Genomic DNA, 17,357 nt, shown 5'->3' on the forward strand with positions numbered 1-17,357 from the left:
GCTGATGCCTTTCTTTCGTGCTTTGGTTTGTACGTTTTCAGTTGTGTGCCGGCTGCAGAGCCGGTTCGTGGCGTTTAATTGTAACCGGTGTTGATTTATAGCCTGGCATGCGGGAAACAGGATCTAGCTTGCCTGGGATGAGCATGTTCACATTCTGATGCTCGGCCCAATGAAACGGAACGAAAACCGTATCGCGCCGTATATCAGGTGTGAGCTGAGCGCGAACGGTGATCGCCCCGGCCTCGGAGGTGACGTCTACAAGATCGCCTTCAGTGATAGCGTATGCTTCGGCAGTTGCCGGGTGCAGTTCGATGAACGATTCATACAGGCGGGCCGCAAGCTTCGTGCTGCGTCTCGTCTGGACACCGGTCAAGTAATGAGCCATCACGCGGCCGGTCGTCAGTAGGAGCGGATACGTTTCAGTCGGCTTCGAGGTCGTTTGTGCAGCTTCGCTGTCAACAGCGGTTAAAAGCGCCCGTCCTTCTGGTCTCGCAAATCCTTCTGCAAACAGGCGAGGTGTACCTGGGTGATCAAGCGCCGGGCAAGGCCAGAATAAGCCTTCTTCACGGCGGATCCGTTCATACGTCATGCCGTAGTAATCTGCCGCTCCCCCGCGGCTCGCGTGACGAAGCTCATTGAATACATCCTCGGCTGAACGAAATGGAAAGTAAGCTCCGGCTCCGAGCGCCTCTGCCAGTTCACAGATAATTTTCCAGTCAGGCTTCGAGCTGCCGGGCGGTTTTTTAGAAGCCTCCCGCAGCGTGACACGGCCTTCCAGATTCGTCATGGTACCTTCGTCCTCCAGATAGGAGGCAGCCGGGAGGATTAAATCTGCATACTGCGCCGATTCAGAGATGAACAGGTCGACAGCGACAAAAAAATCGAGCGTCTGAAGCGAGTCTTTAATAAACGAAGCATTCGGGTTGGAGACGACCGGATTGGAGCAGACGAGCAGCATGCCGCGTATTTCCCGGTCCTTTACTTTTTCCAGCATTTCATACGCGGACACCCCGCGGCCGGGAAGCTCTGGTTCAGGAATCCCCCAAAATTCCGCGATATGCTTACGGTCCTCCGGATTGTCGATCATGCGGTAGCCAGGCAGCTGATCTGCTTTTTGGCCGTGCTCGCGGCCGCCCTGTCCGTTCCCCTGTCCGGTGACGGCTCCGTAGCCGCAGCCTTCACGTCCGATTTTGCCGGTGAGCAGCACGAGGTTCAGCAGGTTGCGCACAGCCATATGGCCGTCTGTCTGCTGCTCGACGCCCCGCGCGGTCAGCACCATGCCGGTGTCCGCTCCTGCAAAAATGCGAACGGCGTCCTCGATATCCTGAACGTTTACGCCTGCGTAATCAGCCGTTTCCTTTAGAGAAATGGTCTGCAGATGTTCCTGCAGCTCGTCCCAGCCTTCTGTACGTTCCTTCACAAACGCTTCGTTGATGAGACCCTGCCGTTCCAGAGAAGCGAGCAGCGCATTCGTCAGCGCAGCATCCCGGCCTGGCGTGACGGCGAGATGAAGATCAGCGATGGCGGCGGTTTCCGTTTTTCTTGGATCGATAACGATAATGAACGCCCCGTTTGCCTTCGCTTCTTCCAAATAAGGCATCATCACCGGCTGACACGAGGCAATATTGGTCCCGGACAGCAGCAGCACTTCTGCTTTAGGAATATCCGCTAATGCATTTGTGAGTCCCCGGTCGATGCCAAGCACAGCTTTGCTTGCTGTCGCTGCAGAAGACATACAAAACCGGCCGTTGTAATCGATATATTTGGTCTTTAAAGCGACTCGTGCCAGTTTGCCGAGCAGGTACGATTCTTCGTTGGTAATGGAAGCACTGCCGTAGACGCCGATACTGTCTGTCCCGTGCTGCTTCTGCAGCGTTTGGAACTGATCGCGTACCAGCTCAAGTGCTTCCTGCCATGAGACTTCCTTCCAGGAACCATCAGGCTGCTTTCGCACAGGGTGCATAAGACGATCTTCATGAACCGCATGAGCATAGGCATTCATGCCTTTCATGCAAAGGCGTCCTTTTGTGACAGGGTTATCTACTCCCTCTGTTTTGTACTGCTTTCTTGTCACGAAGGACTGCTCGATTACTTTCTTTTTACACTGCATGCTGCAAAAGGGACACTGTGTCTCATAGACGTTTTCGACTTCCGACTGCTTCTGTTTTTCGCGGTAGTAGTGCAGAAGAGAATGTTTCATACGGTACTCCTTTCCATATGCTGCTGTGCTTCTTGAAGGCGTGCATGCAGCAGGCGGCAGTTTTCTTCATCAAGCAGAACTTCACGAACCGGGACAAAGCCGATCCGGGAGGCCCAGCTGTCGATCGGCTCTTCATAAAAAGCACTCTCACGGTAATATTGCACGAGTGCGCAAATAAACGAAAACACGTCTGCATGTGCGGTGTAAAACAGCTGTTTATCTGCAGAGCCGAGATAAATATCCCACCCGGCATCTGAGCGGGTGAGCGACAGCTGAGCAGAAGCCGAAAGAGAACGGTCGCTGATTTCAACCACTATATCCGCAGGCGTCGGCACACGACCCAGCTGTTGGTCCAGCTCCCGGGAAAGGTGATTGCCAGACGCCCCGTTCGTAACCACAGGTCTGATCCGGTAATAGTCCGTGGGTTCAGCAGCAAGACCGATGCAGCGCTTAAAGGTGTCTGCCTCCTGCTGGCGGATGCCGGTAAACAGCATGCGCTGTTCGCTTGTCAGTTGGATGGAAACGTGCGGAAACTGCTCCAGTGCTTGTTCGAACTGCTTTAATTGAGCAGGAGTGACAAGGCCGCCCGGGAGTTCCGGCATAAAGGAGACAGTGTCCTGCGATGCTGGAGCCGGGTAAGGTGTTTCGATGATAAGACCGGCTTCCGGCTTAAACAGATGAAGCATGTATGGCAGCGCGCCGCGGCAGTAGCTGCAGCCGTTGCGGTTTGAAAAAGCCAGCGTTTTTCGCACAGTTTCAGGTGTAGCAGCTTCCATCGTCATCACTTCAGCAGCTACGGCATCGGTATGCAGATTTGTGCAGGAGCAGAACGCATCCGAGGGAAGATCATCTTGCAGCGTGCCGCTGTTTAACAGCGTGACAAGCTCTGCAACAAGAGGGCGGCAGCCGCCGCACGAGCTTGCAGCCCCGGTATGCGCTTTGACTGCCTGCACCGTGTCGGCTCCGCTGCGGCAGAAAGCAGCTGTAATATCGCCGCAACTGACGCTGTTGCAGTGGCAGACGGTGTCCGCCGCCTTCATGGAAGCTGCTCCCGCCCCGGATTCGGCAGCGAGAATACTGCGGGCTTCATCCGGAAGCATAAGCTTACGGCTCCGAATGAGGGTAAGCACCTCCTGCTGTCCGGCTTTATCACCGTATAAAACAGCACCTTCAAGCCGGTCCCGATTCAAGATCAGCTTTCGGTAAACGCCCATCGTGTCGTCCCGGTGAATCAGCACCTGATCAGCCGGACCAGCTTCGATCCGGCCGGCGGAGAACACATCAATCCCGGCCGCTTTCAGCTGCGTGTAAAGAATAGAATCCGCATAGGAGGAGGTTTCGCCGCATAAATTGGCAGCGAGAACCTCTGCCTGTTCATAGGCCGGTTTCACAAGGCCGTAGGTCACACCGTCAATTTCAGCGCATTCACCGACAGCATAGATGCCCGGCGCGTTCGTTTGCAGCTCCCGGTTCACGACGATGCCGCGCTGACAGGCAACTCCGCTTGCCGCCGCCGCTGCCGTATTCGGACGAATACCCACCGCCATCACCACGAGGTCAGCAGCAATCGAACGGCCATCTTTAAAGTGAACGGCTTCTACGTCGTCCGTTCCCGTAAATGATGCTGTTTCACACTGCATGTGAAAGGTGATCCCGAGCTGTTCAAGTTCCTCCTGCAGAAGGCTGGCCGCAAGCTGGTCGAGCTGCCGCTCCATTACTGATTCTGCCAGATGGACTACGTGTACATTCATTCCTTGATGAAGCAGCCCCCTCGCAGCTTCAAGACCGAGCAGGCCTCCGCCAATGACTACTGCTTCTTTCGCCGAAGCGGCGCGGCGGATCATATAGCGGCAGTCGTCTATCGTTCGGAACGGAATAACAGAGGGGAAGTCGGTTCCTGGAAGCGGGAGAATAAATGGGTCAGACCCGGTTGCAAACACTGCCTTGTCAAAGGAATCTTCCGCGCCTTCCGCAGTATAGAGCAGGCGGTTAGCCGGATCGAGCCGGACGACTTCCTCCTGCTTATGAAAGTGAATATGGTGCTTCTCATACCATGCTTCCTCATGAATGATAATATCCTGCTCCTCTGACGTTCCCTGAAGCAGAGAAGACAGCATGATGCGGTTGTAATTCGCATACGGCTCCCGGCCGTATACGTGAATCTCAAACCGGTCCGGGTCCCGTGCTAAAATGTTTTCCACCGTATGCATACCAGCCATGCCATTGCCAATAACGACTAATTTTTCTCGATTCATAATTCCCTCCATCATGACGCGCGGTTCTGCCCACGAGTATGCCAGAAACATAGCTGGAAGCGACCATCTCCGTCAGGTTATCTGACGCTGTTTTTTCAGAATATTCAATGAAAAGAGCGGGCAAAATCCGCTGGTTTAAGGAAAGAAAGCGCCTTCATAAATAACGGAAAAAAAGCTTCAGGGCCTAAGGGCTCCTGAAGCTTGCACCTTGCGATCAATAACCGAACAAATCCGGATTCGTTTTCCGATGCACCGGTTCGATTCTGCGGATGATTTCATGCAGAACGTAGGAAGCGACTGCGGGAGAGGCAGTAACGCCAGGGGAATCCAGGCCGGCAAGGTGAATGAGCCGCGGATAGGTGGCTGACGGTCGAATATAAAAGTCAGGGTCTGTAATGCTGGAGCGGATGCCTGCATATAACCGCTCCGTCAGCTCATACGGAATATCTGCAGCGAGCAAATCGATCTCCCTGCGAATCTGCTCCATGCCCTGTTCGGTCGGCAGTGCATGCTGGAAGCTTTCCTGCTTCGTATCTGTCGGGCCGAGACGGATGGTGCCGTCCGGCTGAGGGATGATCAGCACGCCTTTCGTCTTGCTCGTCGGCGGCGGATAGATGATGTGGTTGATATAGCCGGAAGCCTGCTTGCCAAGCACCATGTACTCTCCGCGCCGGGGCACGGTCTCAAACGGAACGTGCTCTTCGATCATACTGGCAATGCTGGCGGAAGCGGCACCGGCGGCATTGATCACAAACCGGCTGTGAAACACGCGGCCTGACGTCGTTTCTACTTCAAACGCGCTTCCTGTACTGCGCAGGTCGGCAACTTCCATCCCGGTATGAATTTCCGCGCCATTCCGGCGTGCATTTGCAGCCAGACGACCGGTAAGGAGGGCGGTATCGGCACTCATTGCTTCAGGCATAAACAGCCCGCCCTTCAGCTCCGGATTGAGATTTGGTTCACGCTCAAGCATTGCTTCCTTGCTCAGCAGCGTGAGCGTATGAATAGATTCTTTTTCACTCTGCTTCTTCAGGGCAGCAAGTGCCTCAATCTCTTCATCCGTGCGTGCAGTCACAATGGCGCCGTTTTGGAACACCGGCACATCAAAGCGGTCGGCCAGCGTCAGATGAATCCGGCTGCCGTGACGCCCAAGCTCTGCTTTTAATTTCCCTTTTGCCGGCGGCATCATGGCAGGCGGATGAACGAGCGCGCTGTTGTGTGTAGACTGTACACCGGAAAGCATTCGGCCTTTCTCAAGCAGGACAGTGCGTCCTTGATAGTGGGACAACTCGCGGACGAGAGCCGAACCAACGACTCCGCCGCCGATAATTAAAAAGTCGATCATCTGCCTCAGTCCTTTTCTAAAGGATCATTCGCAACGTACAGGAAGACGAGGGTATAATCCTATCTTATCGCCGGCGAAAGAGGACAAACAACTGATTTGCCTGACACGATCAGCTTGGTATCAAAAGACTCAAAGGAATGGCGCAGAGTGGAAACTATCAAGGCAGGGAGCGATGAACAGCAGCGTTGCAGTGGAGAGTCATGAGGTAGGAGGGAGGAATAACCATGCATTCACATGATCACTGAAGCAAACACGCGATGAAGACGAAAAACGGCAGCCGGAAAAGTACGGCTGCCGGATGAAGCTTGGAACGAACAGCAGCGTGCTGCCATATGTTCAGACCACGAACCTATTCGCTTCGCTCATCAAGCACGTTCTGCATGCGGTCCGGGAAGTCTGTGAACAGACCGGTCACACCCCAGTCAAGCAGGCGGTGCATATCTTCTTCTTCGTTGATCGTGTACACGTGGACGTCAAAGCCTTCGTCACGGGCAGTCTGCACAAACGATTCGTCGATGACTTCCGTGCCGTCATAGTATTCGAGATGAGGACCGATACCGACGGCGTACTCAGCAATTTCTGCAAAGTCTTCTTCCGTCATGTCATCCGGAGCAGGTGTAATATCCAGCCACTCTTCCATATCACCTGTCTCTTCATCGACTTCCCACCAGAGAAGCTGTACGAGCGGGATGGAATCGTTCAGCTCATGAACCGTCTGCAGGCTGTCCTGATGGAAGGACTGAATCATCACGTTGCCAGCCTCATCGAAGCCGAATTCTTCGATCAGCTCGACCATCGGCTCCTCCATCTCTTCATTCAAATACGTCGATTTCGTTTCCAAGTAGTAATTCTCATCTTCGCCAAACTCCTCGAAGATTTCCTCGAGTGTCAAAATCTCGACCCCTTCAAAGCTCTCATCAGCGCGATCCGGATATTCTTCATTGAACCAGGAACCGGCGTCAAGTTCTTTCAGCTCTTCTAGTGTATAGTCGCCGATTTCACCTTCACCGTCGGTCGTGCGATCGATTTCATCGTCGTGAAACGCGACCAGCACGCCGTCAGCAGTCATCTGAATATCAAGCTCAAGCCAGTCTGCGTCCATCTCGATGGCTTTTTCAAGCGCAGGCATCGTCTGTTCAGGCGCATGGCCGCTTGCGCCGCGGTGGGCGATCACATCTGCATCGCTTTCGTCTTCTTCGGAAGCCTCCTCGTTAAGATCGGCTTCTTCTACATTTTCATCTTCCTCTGCTTCCGCATCGTCGTTGACGTCTGCGTTCTCTTCAGCTGCCTCATTTGGCTCTGCGATGTTATTGCTGTTGTCTGCACCATTGTCAGACTCCGCTCCGCACCCCGCGAGAAAAATCGCTGCTGCTGCGGTAAGATAATACTTTTTCATGGTGATTCTCCTCTCTTTGCTGATATACGTGTTTGTGGGAGGGAAGTCCCGCAACGTAGTATAGCAGACTCAGAAGATCGTGCAACCGGAAGAGAATCCCAGTATGGCGGGTTACAGCAGGTCTTCCATTCCTTCCGGTGTTTCCAGATCGCCTGCTTCATTCAAATCATCGTAGCGGATATGAATGCGGAGAATTACTTCTTCATTAGTCGAGTGATTGGCAGCTTTCGCTTCGTAAAACACCTCTTCAAGCAGCGCATCCCCATTGAATAAGTACCGGACATCGTTTTCAACAGAGGCTGTATCCACCCCGTAAAAATCGAGCTCGAACAAGCTTCGGAACGCGTTATAAATTTGAGCATCCTGACCGAAGTAGCTCACTTCCACCGTGTTTGCAGAGGGGGTAACAGTGAAGTGCCGCTCATTTCGTTCGAGAATATCCCATAAGTTATCGTATTCGGTGTACGAGAGCTCATCAGGTCCGTATCCGCTGATATCCTCCATCCAGCCAGCCCCGTCATGAAAGTACACGACGTTATCCACCGTATAGCTGTGAAAGTACCGAAGCCCCATATCCTCGACTTCGACAAGGATGTGAGGCGGATCATCACGGACGATCGTGTTATACATCAACAGTGCGTCCTGATCAACAGTGGCGCCATCCTGATTGACGATAATATCCAGTGCGGTTTCAGACGTGTACGATTCAAGCGACGCAAAGGCTTCCTCTGCATCTGTCATAAAGTGGCCTGTCTTCAGCAGGCTCTTCGTTCTGGTCGAGCTCGTTCGTCTCGACGGATTCTGTCTCTTCATCTGCTTCACCAGCATCTTCCGTATTTTCATCGCTGTTTTCTTCCGGCTCGTCTTCCACTTCTTCCTGATCATCATTCACTTCCGCCGCTTCATTCTGCTGTTCTTCTGCACCGGCGTTGTTTAACTCGTCGTTATTGGCGCATCCTGCAGCTATGAGCAGACAACCACCTGTCATGAGCACCGCTTTTTTCATCATGCCGCCTCCTGTTCTTTTTAAGGTTGACGAATGACTGGACATCCAAACATTAGGAAGGGATTCAAGGACGGTTCGTTTCGGACTGCTGTCTGCGCCGCAAGGCTTCAAGCTGTCGGATTTCATCAGGGCCGGTTCGGCAGCAGCCTCCGATGAGTCCGGCGCCGCGATCGATCCAGTCTTCAGCACGTTCCTGAAAGGAAGCGACAGAAGAGTCGCCGTACCACTGATTGGTGGAAGCATCGTACTCTTCCCCGGAGTTTGGGTAGACGACAATCGGTTTGGCGGTCGTCTGCCTGATGCGCTGGATGAGCTCCTCCGCATAGACAATCGGAGTGCAGTTTATGCCGACAGCCGCAGCCGCATCGGCCTCGTCCAGCATCGCTGCGCACGTCTCAATCGGCGTACCGTCGCTTATGCGAGTGCCATCTTTACAGCTGAAGCTGAACCAGGCTCGAACGCCGGGATAATCTGCAAGCAGAGACGCAAGGGCTTCGGCTTCTAAAAGGGAAGGGAGGGTTTCACAAGCAAAGAAATCGGCGCCTGCGCGGATGAGCAAGTCGATCCGGGGACGGTGAAAGGCCATCAGCTCCTCTTTAATGAGGCCGTATCCGCCCCTGTATTCGGAGCCGTCAGCCAAATATGCACCGTATGGACCAATGGAAGCGGCGACAAACGGCTTCGGTCGGTCCGTACCGGAATAGGAGGTCCAGAACTCATCCCGGGCATCCACTGCGAGGGAGAACGTCTGCTGAATCAGCTCTTCAGCTGTTTCCTGTGAATAGCCTGCTTGAAGAAAGCCGTCAGGTACGGCCTGATAACTGGAGGTAATGGCACAATCAGCACCTGCTTCAAAGTAAAGCTGATGCACGCGCTTAATGTTGTCCGGGTCTTCTGCAAGTATTTTGGCTGACCAAAGGCTGTGGTTCAAATCACAGCCTGCTTTTTCCAGCTCTGTAGCGAGGGCACCGTCTAAAATGACGAACCCGTTTTTCTGTATAATAGATTCGATCATCCTGATTCCCTCCAGATTTCTGTCTGTTGGTAATCATTCGCCACGAAACAAGAAATTCCTGCACAGGCGGGAAGAAAAGGGAGTGCTGTTTTATGATGAAAGGAATCAGTCATCTTTGTTTTGCTGTTTCGGATCTGCAGGTGTCGCTTACGTTTTACCAAACTTTATTCCAGGCAGAGGTGCACGCGGTCGGCCGGACAACGGCTTATTTAACAGCAGCTGGCGTTTGGATTGCGCTGAATCAAGAGAAAAAGAACGGGAGCGGCGAGCGCGCTTCCTATACGCATACGGCATTTTCGGCAGATGAGGAAGATCTCGTTCTCGTCCGGGAGAGGCTGAAGCAGATGAACCGGGAGCCGGTTATCGGACGGGACCGCTCCGAGCGTGATAAAGCGTCTTTTTATGTGCAGGATCCTGACGGGCACCTGTTGGAGTTTCACACTGGCTCACTTGAAGAAAGGCTGGCGTATTACAGAGAAGAAAAGCCGCACATGTCGTTTCCTGAAACGAAGCCTGTTATCAAGGTAGCAGAAGAAACGGGGAAGCGTGAGCCGTGGATAGACGATCTGCTCATGGCGGATGAAAGCCGGGAGGAAGTAGAGGCCTACATGCACAGCGGGACGCTGTACCGCATGGAGGCGGACGGTGAAACGGCAGGAGTGCTGCTGCTCGTGCCGGCAGAAAACAAGGCGCAGGAAATACGGAACATGGCAGTTCGGCCAGTTTGGAGAGGGAAGGGAGTCGGACGGGAGGCGCTGGAGCAAATCGCCGTCCTCTGCCGCAGCAGCGGAGTCTCGCGTCTGCTCGTCGGCACGGCCAACTCCAGCATCGGCAATCTCGCGTTTTATCAGCGCGCGGGCTTCCGGCTGCTCGAAATCCGCCGTGGTTATTTTGAGAGGTATCCAGAGCCGTTTTATGAGCACGGCATTCAAGGCCGGGACATGGTTATGCTGGAAAGGCAGCTGGAAGCGGAACGATAGAAACGATCATCCTGCGGCTGGATTCAACGCAGTGGGAGACTTGTTGTATCTTTAATCCGTCTCAGAGACAAGCTCGTTTGAATACGGGTCCCGCCAAGCTCGTTCAGCCGTCTTACAAATGTTTCCAGTTCACGCCGGTTGCGGATCACGACTTTCAGCAAATAGTCGTATTCCCCCGTCAGGCAGCAGCATTCGAGTACTTCCGGCATGCGGGCCAGCTGTGTCTCCAATGCGGTCAATTCATCCGTCTGATGCAGGTTCGTGCTCATAAATACGAAGCAGAGCAGGTCATAGCCGAGCTTTTCAGCGTTCAGAATGATCGTAGAGCGCTCGATGATCTGTTCCTCTTCTAATTTCCGTACCCGGCTTAACGCTGCCGGCGGTGACAAATTAATCCGTTTAGCAAGCTCGCTGTTACTGATGCGGGCATCCTCCTGCAAAATATCGAGGATGTGTAAATCGGTCTGATCCATGTAAAACACTCCTTTCAAATCTTCAAGCATCCAGGGGGTTTTCTGATATATAACGAATAATATAAAGTATATAGCTCATTATATAAATGAATATATCGTATTTTTAGGAAATGACAAAATAATTTACAGAAAATGCTACACTAGCAGCAGATGATTCAGAGAGGGGAATGGAGGATGAAGTACGTGCTGCTGCTCGTATTAGCGAGCTTTTTCTGGGCGGGCAATTTTGTCATTGGCAAGGAACTGACCGCCTATGCATCTCCAGGATCACTGACCTTGCTCCGTTATGCGCTTGCTGTGATGGTTTTGCTGCCGCTGGTCTGGTGGAAAGAGCGTCAGCTGCTGCCGCCGAAAGCAGCTCTCCTGCCGCTGTTTCTAATGGGGGTAACGGGTGTTGTCCTGTTCAACCTGCTGCAGTTTTTAGCGCTCGCCAATACGACGGCCTCGAACGTAGGGGTGATTTCCACGTTAAACACGTTTTCGATAGCCATTTGTGCGGTTTTACTGCTGAAGGAGCGCATTACTCTTATCCAGGCAGGCGCAATGATCGTTTCCTTTGCCGGTGCGTGTCTCGTGATAACAAACGGGAGCGGAGGAGGCATGCAGGGAGTACAGAGCGGAGATCTGTGGATGCTCGCTGCCGTTGGAGTATTCGGGATTTATTCCATTTGCAGCCGCTGGGCGACCTCCTATGTGAGCCCGATGATGTCCGTTTTATACTCAGGGATCATCGGAGTGGGCATTCTGCTGCCGGTGGAAGGAGCTTCTTTCGCGATTCACGGCGCAGACAGCTATTTTGTCGGGGCGGTGCTTTATATCAGCCTGATCGCTACCATTTTATGCATGGTGTTCTGGGGAACCGGAGTGAAGCATCTGGGTGCTTCAACGGCAGGCTTGTTCATGAATTTAAATCCGGTCTTTACTGTCATCCTGGCCTTTATTCTGCTTGGTGAACAGCCGGCTTTGCTTCAGATTGGCGGCACAGCCATTGTCATTGCAGGGTGTCTGTTGTATTCATATGCTTCCATGGAAAGAAAGCCGGTCACCGTGCCGGTTTCGGCATCAAAACAGACTGCAGTCGAATAAAAAGATTGGAATCTGTTCTTAGTATCTAGTAATATGATCTGCAAGAAGTCTTGTGCAGAGGTGAACGGAATGAACGGAACAGATCTGGAAAACATCGTCTTTATCGGCAGAACGATGGAGGAATATAAGGCGTTTTTTCAGCTGGAGGAAAAGGATCTTCAAGGCAGGAGGATTCTCGACTGTCCGGCAGGAGCCTGTTCGTTTACAGCCGAGGCAGCAGCTGACGTCACGGCGGTGGACCTTGCTTATCGGTTTCCGGCTGGAGTGCTGTACGAAAAGGGATCTCAGGATATTGACCGTGCTGCAGCTTTGATCCAGGGAGCTTCGAATCAATACGTATGGAACTACATAAAAGATGCCTCTGAACTTAAACAGCGCAGGGAAAGAGCGCTGCGACTGTTCACAGAAGACTACGAGCGCCGCGCAGAGCGGTACGTCCAGGCTCGCCTGCCGGAGCTGCCGTTTGAGGACGATGCGTTTGACCTTGTCCTCTCCGCGCATTTTTTGTTCACCTACGCGGATCGTCTTGACTATTGCTTTCATGAGCAGGCTGTCCGGGAAATGCTGCGTGTGACAAGCTCGGAGCTGCGCATGTTTCCACTGCTCGATTACAAAGGACGCCGCAGCCGCTATGTGGATGATGTGAAACAGTTTGCGGAGCGGGAAGGATGGCTGGCTGAGGAAATCCCTGTATCGTATGAATTTCAAAAAGGAGCAAACGTGCTGCTGCGTATCAGAAAGAGGGAAGATACTTGTTAAGCAGTGATAGGTCACTGCTCTTCAAGTGTAAAAAAAGAAGCTTCCGGCAGAATTCCGGAAGCTTCTCAGGCTGGTGTGCCCGGCATGTCTGGCAGCTTGGTGGTGAAAGTCCACTACGGGCTTGGCAATGGGAACCGTTAGCGAATGGCAAGGGTGTCCGGGGCGACCCGGAATCTGAAGGAAGCCGGACGCAAACACACGCGGTAACGAACAGAAACAGGATACAAGGCTGAATAGGGAGGGATGAGTCTGCCAGCCAAGACGAAATCCCACATTGCCCGAATCCCGTTCAGTAAATTCTGTGCCGACGAGTGGAAAGCGGTCAGACTTACCCGGGGAGATCTGTATGGAATGCTCTAACGAGTAACGATTGCCGTGAGGCAATCCTGAACATACAGAAGTCAGTTCAAGTCATAGTACCGGGGACGATCCCTGAAAAGGGAAACGAGGGAAGGACTTGACGGTTGGTATCTCCATGTCCGCAGACGTGTGAAGTTGTGATGATCACAGACAACGGAATTGAATTTCCGGCTGCTCCCGGAAGGATAGAGTGGAACTCGAACGTACTGGGAGAGCGTGTAGCAACCTTTGCGGGGAAGCGACAAGGAAGGAAGATGCCATCGAACCGCCGTGTACGAGATCCGTACGCACGGTGGTGTGAGAGGACGGGGGTTAGCCACCCCCTTCTACTCGATTTGAAAAAGTCTTTCAACTTACATATTTATTCGTTTGATTGTATTTCTCCTCTGCTTACCGAGCCTGCCATGGGCTGGCCTTCAGCTATTTCTCAGGGCGACCCCTGAGAAAGGATCTTCAGACTGCGCTGATCCCACGGGCGTCCCCTCCGGACACATCGGGGAAACGGCTCTGATTCATGGAGAACAACGTCACGACAGGCAGGTGCGACCGCTTTTTTTACCTTTTATACTGAGTTGTAGGAAGAATTGGCATCCCTATTCAACATCGAAACGTCGTATAGGGAAGGTTCAATCTGTGTGGGAGCCGATCGTGCAGGCCTAACCACACATATGAATCGTACTGCCAACTGCCGACGTCGAAGGAACTCCGGGAGGATCAGAACGAGGCGAAGATCCAGCGCTTCCGACAGCAGGAGGAAGCGGTTAGCTGAGCCCGTTCCCTCCGGAAAGCGAGTGTCCGCAGATACAGGCAGATGCAACGTTATTCACTTAAATTGACTTTATCAACACTCTGAGAAGCTTCCGGCAAAATTCCGGAAGCTTCTTTTCGTTTGACGGCAGTGAGGAAGCTGCTGTGGGTTTTTTAACAGAAGCGGAGCGCGGGTCGACTAAAGCACGTATAAGAAAATCGAATTGGCGCCCGAGTTTGCTTCTCCTTCGCTGGAGTTTACGTTACTGGAATCCAGATCTCGCTCTCATAATCCTCCTGATACGGGTCTCCCTCTGTGCTGTATACTTCCAGCTCAGGGCTGCCAGCGTGCTCGTACCCGGTAGCGGGAAACCACTCGGCAAAAATACGTTCCCATACCGGTGGCATAGCGTGCGGCATGGCACCTCGAACAGGGAAAACGGCCCACTGATGCGGAGGGATCTCCGCAACGGTCCAACTCGAATCCGGCTGATGTTCTCCTTCTACAGCGATCATATACGTGAGCTGATCACCTTCCGTATGCATGCAAATACCGAGCACTCCCAGTTCGCCGGCCAGATGATCGAATGTATCGATCCAGCCTTCATCGTGAGCTTCGCGCCAGAAAGCAGCAATATCGCGGTGATGCTGACCGTTCTGAAGCGAGGTGACAACTTTCTTTCCAGAAACCAATTGTTTTTCGCGTTTGACAACTTTGTAATCCAATTCAACCGCTCCTTTCAATTGAAGATGAAAAGAAAGTTTTGGGTACGCCTTTAGTGGATGGGACTGAACGCGAACGCTGGACGGGGGAATGCCGTGCAGGGTTTTAAATGCTTTGGAAAACGACTCCGGTGTTTCATAGCCATAGTCCCACGACAGCTCTGTGATCGATCTGCTGCTTGCCTGCAGCTCCTAAGCTGCCAATGTCAGCCGGCGATTGCGAATATATTCCTGCAGCGTAAAGCCGGTGAGGATTTGAAACATTCGCTGATAATGAAACGAAGACAGACCGGCAGCTGCAGCAATATCCTCTGATTTGATTTTTCCGGGCAGCAGTTCCTCAATCAGATCAAGACTCTGCTGTATCGCTTTCAAGCCTTCCATGGAGACCCTCCTTTCTTTTCTAACCTTAGTGTACGGAAGCGGAACGAAAGCTGCCGGTCATGTTGTGCGCGTTTGGAACAGATAGTCTGATTACTGGGCGATTCGCTGCTCTTCGGGTTCGGATGCTGTAGTTGGAACAGCTCTCCCCGGCTTCAAAAAAAAGCTTAATACAAGAGCGATGGCTGCCATGATCAGGTTCAGATAACGTATCACAGCGTTTTCCTCGATAACAACAAATAAACTCCAATTTTGTCAAAACAATGCCGTACCCCTTTCACCCGGCTGGGCGTATGATAGAGAAAAGAGGGAGGGAGCGGACATGAAAGCAGTACGAGTTACCGCTTACGGAGGCCCGGAAAACATTCGCATAACAGAGGAGAATGAGCCGGTTCCACAAGAGAATGAACTGCTGATCCGTGTGGAAGCAGCGGTTGTAACTCCGCCGGATTGTGCGTTCCGGGCAGGCAGACCGGCGGCGGTCCGTTTGTTTACAGGGATAAGGCGGCCGAAGCGTGTACCGGGAGATACGTTTGCCGGTGTCATCGTCAAGACAGGTGACAGGGTGAAGGAGTGGCGAAGCGGCATGCACGTATTTGGGTCATCCTCAACGCAGTTTGGTGCCCATGCAGAGTACATGGTGATTCGTGCAGACTCGGCGTGCGCCTTTATCCCCGAGGGCACGAGCTATGCAGAAGCTGCTTCGCTCAGCTACGGCGGACTTACGGCGCTTCCGTTTATCCGGGATCATGCGCAGGTGTCCCCGGGAAAGGCTGTCTGGATAAACGGTGCAGCCGGAGGAGTAGGTGTGTATGCAGTACAGCTTGCGCGTCTGTTCGGAGCGGACGTGACAGCGTCTGCTGCCGGAAGAAACAGCGTTTTTTTGCAAAATCTCGGCGTCGATAACATTCATGATTACAGCTGCGGACCGGCTCCTGAAGGCATGGCATATGACATTATGTTTGATATTCCCGGAACCTATTCATTTTCTGAAGTGCGTCCGTTTTTGGCAAAGCAAGGCCGCTACATGACATCTGATTTGAAGCTGAATGTTCTATACCGTATGCTGACCAGCCGCTTCCGCACCGGGCCTAAGGCTGTCTTTGCCGCTACAGGTCTTCGAAAGCCGGCCGACGTACAGCAGGACCTCCGCTATTTAGCGGAGCTTGTACGGGAAAAACGGATCCGGCCGGTGACCGACCGGATCTTTGGACTCTTAGAAGCTGCGGAGGCTCACCGATACGTGGAAACAGAGAAAAGACGGGGACCGGTCATTCTTGATGTCCGAGGAAATGCTGCGTTGACGCCAGCTTAATTAATCATGTGATACGAGAAAAAGAGCTGTCCCGAGTGGAAAAGGGGCAGCTGTTTTTTGTTGAGGTAAGCGTTCCGGCTGCATGAGCAGAGCACACTGCGTTAGCTCATAAAGGGAGAAGGTAGACGGCACTTCCTGCAATATGCGAAAAAATCTCTTGTAAATGTAACAAAACGAAACGTTACATGTTTTATTGTTACGGAAATATTACACAAAATATTCTGAAAACGATGTCATGACATCGTTTAATTACCGCCATGAGCGCTTTGAAGGAATATCAAAAAGCGTTCTTTTTTTGCATAAAATATTACAAAGTGTAACAGGTCGTTTTAAGTTTATTGACATTTGGAGATAAAGCTACACTTTTTACCCGATATCGTGTACGATTAAACACGTTGAGAGAAAACATTAGAGAGAGAAAACATAAAAACAAAAAACTAATTAAATTTGAGAAAGTGGGAGAGAGTACTTATGAAAAAATTAGTAATGAGCCTCGCAGTAGCAGGAGCAATTTTTGCAGCACCAACTGTAACAGATGCAATGAGCATGGGAGATCGCGGCGGGGATGTCCGTGAACTTCAGCAGACGCTTGCTGACGAAGGGTACAACAATGCATCAAACGTCGATGGCGTATTTGGTCCGCTGACGCTTGCAGCAGTACAGCGTTACCAGCTTTCAAACGGCATTTCCAGCCCAGCCGGTAACTTTTACGGAGTAGCTGGTCCTGCTACACAGTCTTCCCTGGGTCTTGCAGACGGAAGCAGTGCTTCTTCTTCAAGCAGCACGTCTTCTACAAGCAACACACAGGTAGCGGGAACAAGCTCTTCAAGTGATGCAAGCGCTATGATTTCAACTGCACGCAGCCTGATCGGAAGCCCTTATGTCTGGGGAGGCATGAGCCCGTCCGGATTTGACTGCAGCGGATTCATCAACTACGTTTTCAACCAGCACGGTGAAAGCCTGCCGCGTACAGTTGCTCAAATGTGGAGCGCAGGTACACCGGTGTCCAACCCGCAGCCGGGAGACATCGTATTCTTTGAAACTCGTACAGGTCCTTCCCATTCAGGAATCTACCTCGGAAACAACGAGTTCATTCACTCCGGAGCTTCTACAGGTGTAACGATTTCCAACCTGAGCAGCAACCCTTACTGGAGCAGCGCGTACATCGGAGCACGCAGCTTCTAATAAACACGTATGATTGTTTTACCAGCACGGTGCTACCTGCGGATATCGCAGCAGGCCGTGCTTCTTTTTTTCAACGAACACTTTCGTGTAGTAGAGCAGGAAAGAATCTCAAATCAACTACTACTTCCTTC

The 17,357-nt window shown here is 52.3% G+C and carries 15 protein-coding genes; 5 read left to right on the forward strand and 10 right to left on the reverse strand.

The genetic code is table 11. From position 1 onward, the window contains the following. Positions 1-37: 37 nt before the first annotated feature. The 7 genes from nasC to mmuM form a co-directional block, all read right to left on the reverse strand. Entirely contained in the window at positions 38-2,200 is a 2,163-nt protein-coding gene (nasC, locus tag ACFO4L_RS04980) for an assimilatory nitrate reductase catalytic subunit NasC (protein WP_377908600.1), read from the reverse strand. Beyond that, positions 2,197-4,455, reverse strand: coding sequence for a nitrite reductase large subunit NirB (gene nirB, locus ACFO4L_RS04985; RefSeq protein WP_377908601.1), 2,259 nt, complete (start codon positions 4,453-4,455; stop codon positions 2,197-2,199). The genes nasC and nirB overlap by 4 nt, the downstream gene beginning before the upstream one ends. Before the next feature lie 214 nt (positions 4,456-4,669). Further along, on the reverse strand, positions 4,670-5,800 hold the full coding sequence (locus ACFO4L_RS04990) for an NAD(P)/FAD-dependent oxidoreductase (RefSeq protein WP_377908602.1): 1,131 nt from the start codon (positions 5,798-5,800) through the stop codon (positions 4,670-4,672). A 349-nt stretch (positions 5,801-6,149) separates the two neighbouring features. After that, positions 6,150-7,196 carry a glycerophosphodiester phosphodiesterase gene (locus ACFO4L_RS04995; RefSeq protein WP_377908603.1) on the reverse strand — a complete coding sequence of 349 codons (1,047 nt, stop codon included), beginning with the start codon at positions 7,194-7,196 and terminating at the stop codon, positions 6,150-6,152. Positions 7,197-7,307: 111 nt separating this feature from the next. Next, a complete protein-coding gene (locus tag ACFO4L_RS05000; protein WP_377908604.1) occupies positions 7,308-7,937 on the reverse strand; it encodes a hypothetical protein in 630 nt (209 codons plus the stop codon). Beyond that, the gene (locus tag ACFO4L_RS05005) at positions 7,903-8,202 is read right to left on the reverse strand and encodes a hypothetical protein (RefSeq protein WP_377908605.1); all 300 of its coding nucleotides are present in this window, start codon (positions 8,200-8,202) and stop codon (positions 7,903-7,905) included. The genes ACFO4L_RS05000 and ACFO4L_RS05005 overlap by 35 nt, the downstream gene beginning before the upstream one ends. A 64-nt stretch (positions 8,203-8,266) precedes the next feature. Beyond that, positions 8,267-9,223 carry a homocysteine S-methyltransferase gene (gene mmuM / locus ACFO4L_RS05010; RefSeq protein WP_377908855.1) on the reverse strand — a complete coding sequence of 319 codons (957 nt, stop codon included), beginning with the start codon at positions 9,221-9,223 and terminating at the stop codon, positions 8,267-8,269. Positions 9,224-9,309: 86 nt separating this feature from the next. Here mmuM and ACFO4L_RS05015 point away from each other — a divergent pair, with 86 nt between their 5' ends. Continuing rightward, positions 9,310-10,197: a GNAT family N-acetyltransferase gene (locus tag ACFO4L_RS05015; RefSeq protein ID WP_377908606.1), complete on the forward strand. Its 888-nt coding sequence runs from the start codon at positions 9,310-9,312 to the stop codon at positions 10,195-10,197. 23 nt (positions 10,198-10,220) lie between these two features. On the opposite strand, the gene ACFO4L_RS05020 is transcribed toward ACFO4L_RS05015, so the two are convergent. Further along, positions 10,221-10,700, reverse strand: a complete 480-nt coding sequence (locus ACFO4L_RS05020; protein ID WP_377908607.1) for an Lrp/AsnC family transcriptional regulator — start codon at positions 10,698-10,700, stop codon at positions 10,221-10,223. 144 nt (positions 10,701-10,844) lie between these two features. Here ACFO4L_RS05020 and ACFO4L_RS05025 point away from each other — a divergent pair, with 144 nt between their 5' ends. Both ACFO4L_RS05025 and ACFO4L_RS05030 read left to right on the forward strand, forming a co-directional pair. Further along, positions 10,845-11,756, forward strand: a complete 912-nt coding sequence (locus tag ACFO4L_RS05025) for a DMT family transporter (protein ID WP_377908608.1) — start codon at positions 10,845-10,847, stop codon at positions 11,754-11,756. Between the two features lie 69 nt (positions 11,757-11,825). Beyond that, positions 11,826-12,515, forward strand: coding sequence for a methyltransferase domain-containing protein (locus ACFO4L_RS05030; RefSeq protein ID WP_377908609.1), 690 nt, complete (start codon positions 11,826-11,828; stop codon positions 12,513-12,515). A 1,365-nt stretch (positions 12,516-13,880) separates the two neighbouring features. Here ACFO4L_RS05030 and ACFO4L_RS05035 read toward each other — a convergent pair. Both ACFO4L_RS05035 and ACFO4L_RS05040 read right to left on the reverse strand, forming a co-directional pair. Then, entirely contained in the window at positions 13,881-14,348 is a 468-nt protein-coding gene (locus tag ACFO4L_RS05035; protein ID WP_377908610.1) for a GyrI-like domain-containing protein, read from the reverse strand. 189 nt (positions 14,349-14,537) lie between these two features. Further along, on the reverse strand, positions 14,538-14,729 hold the full coding sequence (locus ACFO4L_RS05040; protein WP_377908611.1) for a hypothetical protein: 192 nt from the start codon (positions 14,727-14,729) through the stop codon (positions 14,538-14,540). Positions 14,730-15,048: 319 nt separating this feature from the next. On the opposite strand from ACFO4L_RS05040, the gene ACFO4L_RS05045 reads away from it, so the two are divergent. Further along, a complete protein-coding gene (locus tag ACFO4L_RS05045) occupies positions 15,049-16,041 on the forward strand; it encodes an NAD(P)-dependent alcohol dehydrogenase (RefSeq protein WP_377908612.1) in 993 nt (330 codons plus the stop codon). Positions 16,042-16,512: 471 nt separating this feature from the next. After that, positions 16,513-17,226, forward strand: coding sequence for a C40 family peptidase (locus ACFO4L_RS05050; RefSeq protein WP_168009198.1), 714 nt, complete (start codon positions 16,513-16,515; stop codon positions 17,224-17,226). Positions 17,227-17,357 lie beyond the last annotated feature (131 nt).

This window comes from Bacillus daqingensis (assembly GCF_042654445.1).
Classification (GTDB): domain Bacteria; phylum Bacillota; class Bacilli; order Bacillales; family Salisediminibacteriaceae; genus Alkalicoccus; species Alkalicoccus luteus.

Bases quoted from the DNA above. Each gene is read 5' to 3' on its own strand.
- ACFO4L_RS05015 (WP_377908606.1), top strand. From the start codon at position 9,310: ATGATGAAAGGAATCAGTCATCTTTGTTTTGCTGTTTCGGATCTGCAG.
- nasC (WP_377908600.1), bottom strand. From the start codon at position 2,200: ATGAAACATTCTCTTCTGCACTACTACCGCGAAAAACAGAAGCAGTCG.
- ACFO4L_RS05050 (WP_168009198.1), top strand. From the start codon at position 16,513: ATGAAAAAATTAGTAATGAGCCTCGCAGTAGCAGGAGCAATTTTTGCA.
- ACFO4L_RS05000 (WP_377908604.1), bottom strand. From the start codon at position 7,937: ATGACAGATGCAGAGGAAGCCTTTGCGTCGCTTGAATCGTACACGTCT.
- ACFO4L_RS04990 (WP_377908602.1), bottom strand. From the start codon at position 5,800: ATGATCGACTTTTTAATTATCGGCGGCGGAGTCGTTGGTTCGGCTCTC.
- ACFO4L_RS04995 (WP_377908603.1), bottom strand. From the start codon at position 7,196: ATGAAAAAGTATTATCTTACCGCAGCAGCAGCGATTTTTCTCGCGGGG.
- ACFO4L_RS05025 (WP_377908608.1), top strand. From the start codon at position 10,845: ATGAAGTACGTGCTGCTGCTCGTATTAGCGAGCTTTTTCTGGGCGGGC.
- ACFO4L_RS05040 (WP_377908611.1), bottom strand. From the start codon at position 14,729: ATGGAAGGCTTGAAAGCGATACAGCAGAGTCTTGATCTGATTGAGGAA.
- ACFO4L_RS05005 (WP_377908605.1), bottom strand. From the start codon at position 8,202: ATGAAAAAAGCGGTGCTCATGACAGGTGGTTGTCTGCTCATAGCTGCA.
- ACFO4L_RS05030 (WP_377908609.1), top strand. From the start codon at position 11,826: ATGAACGGAACAGATCTGGAAAACATCGTCTTTATCGGCAGAACGATG.
- ACFO4L_RS05045 (WP_377908612.1), top strand. From the start codon at position 15,049: ATGAAAGCAGTACGAGTTACCGCTTACGGAGGCCCGGAAAACATTCGC.
- ACFO4L_RS05020 (WP_377908607.1), bottom strand. From the start codon at position 10,700: ATGCTTGAAGATTTGAAAGGAGTGTTTTACATGGATCAGACCGATTTA.
- nirB (WP_377908601.1), bottom strand. From the start codon at position 4,455: ATGAATCGAGAAAAATTAGTCGTTATTGGCAATGGCATGGCTGGTATG.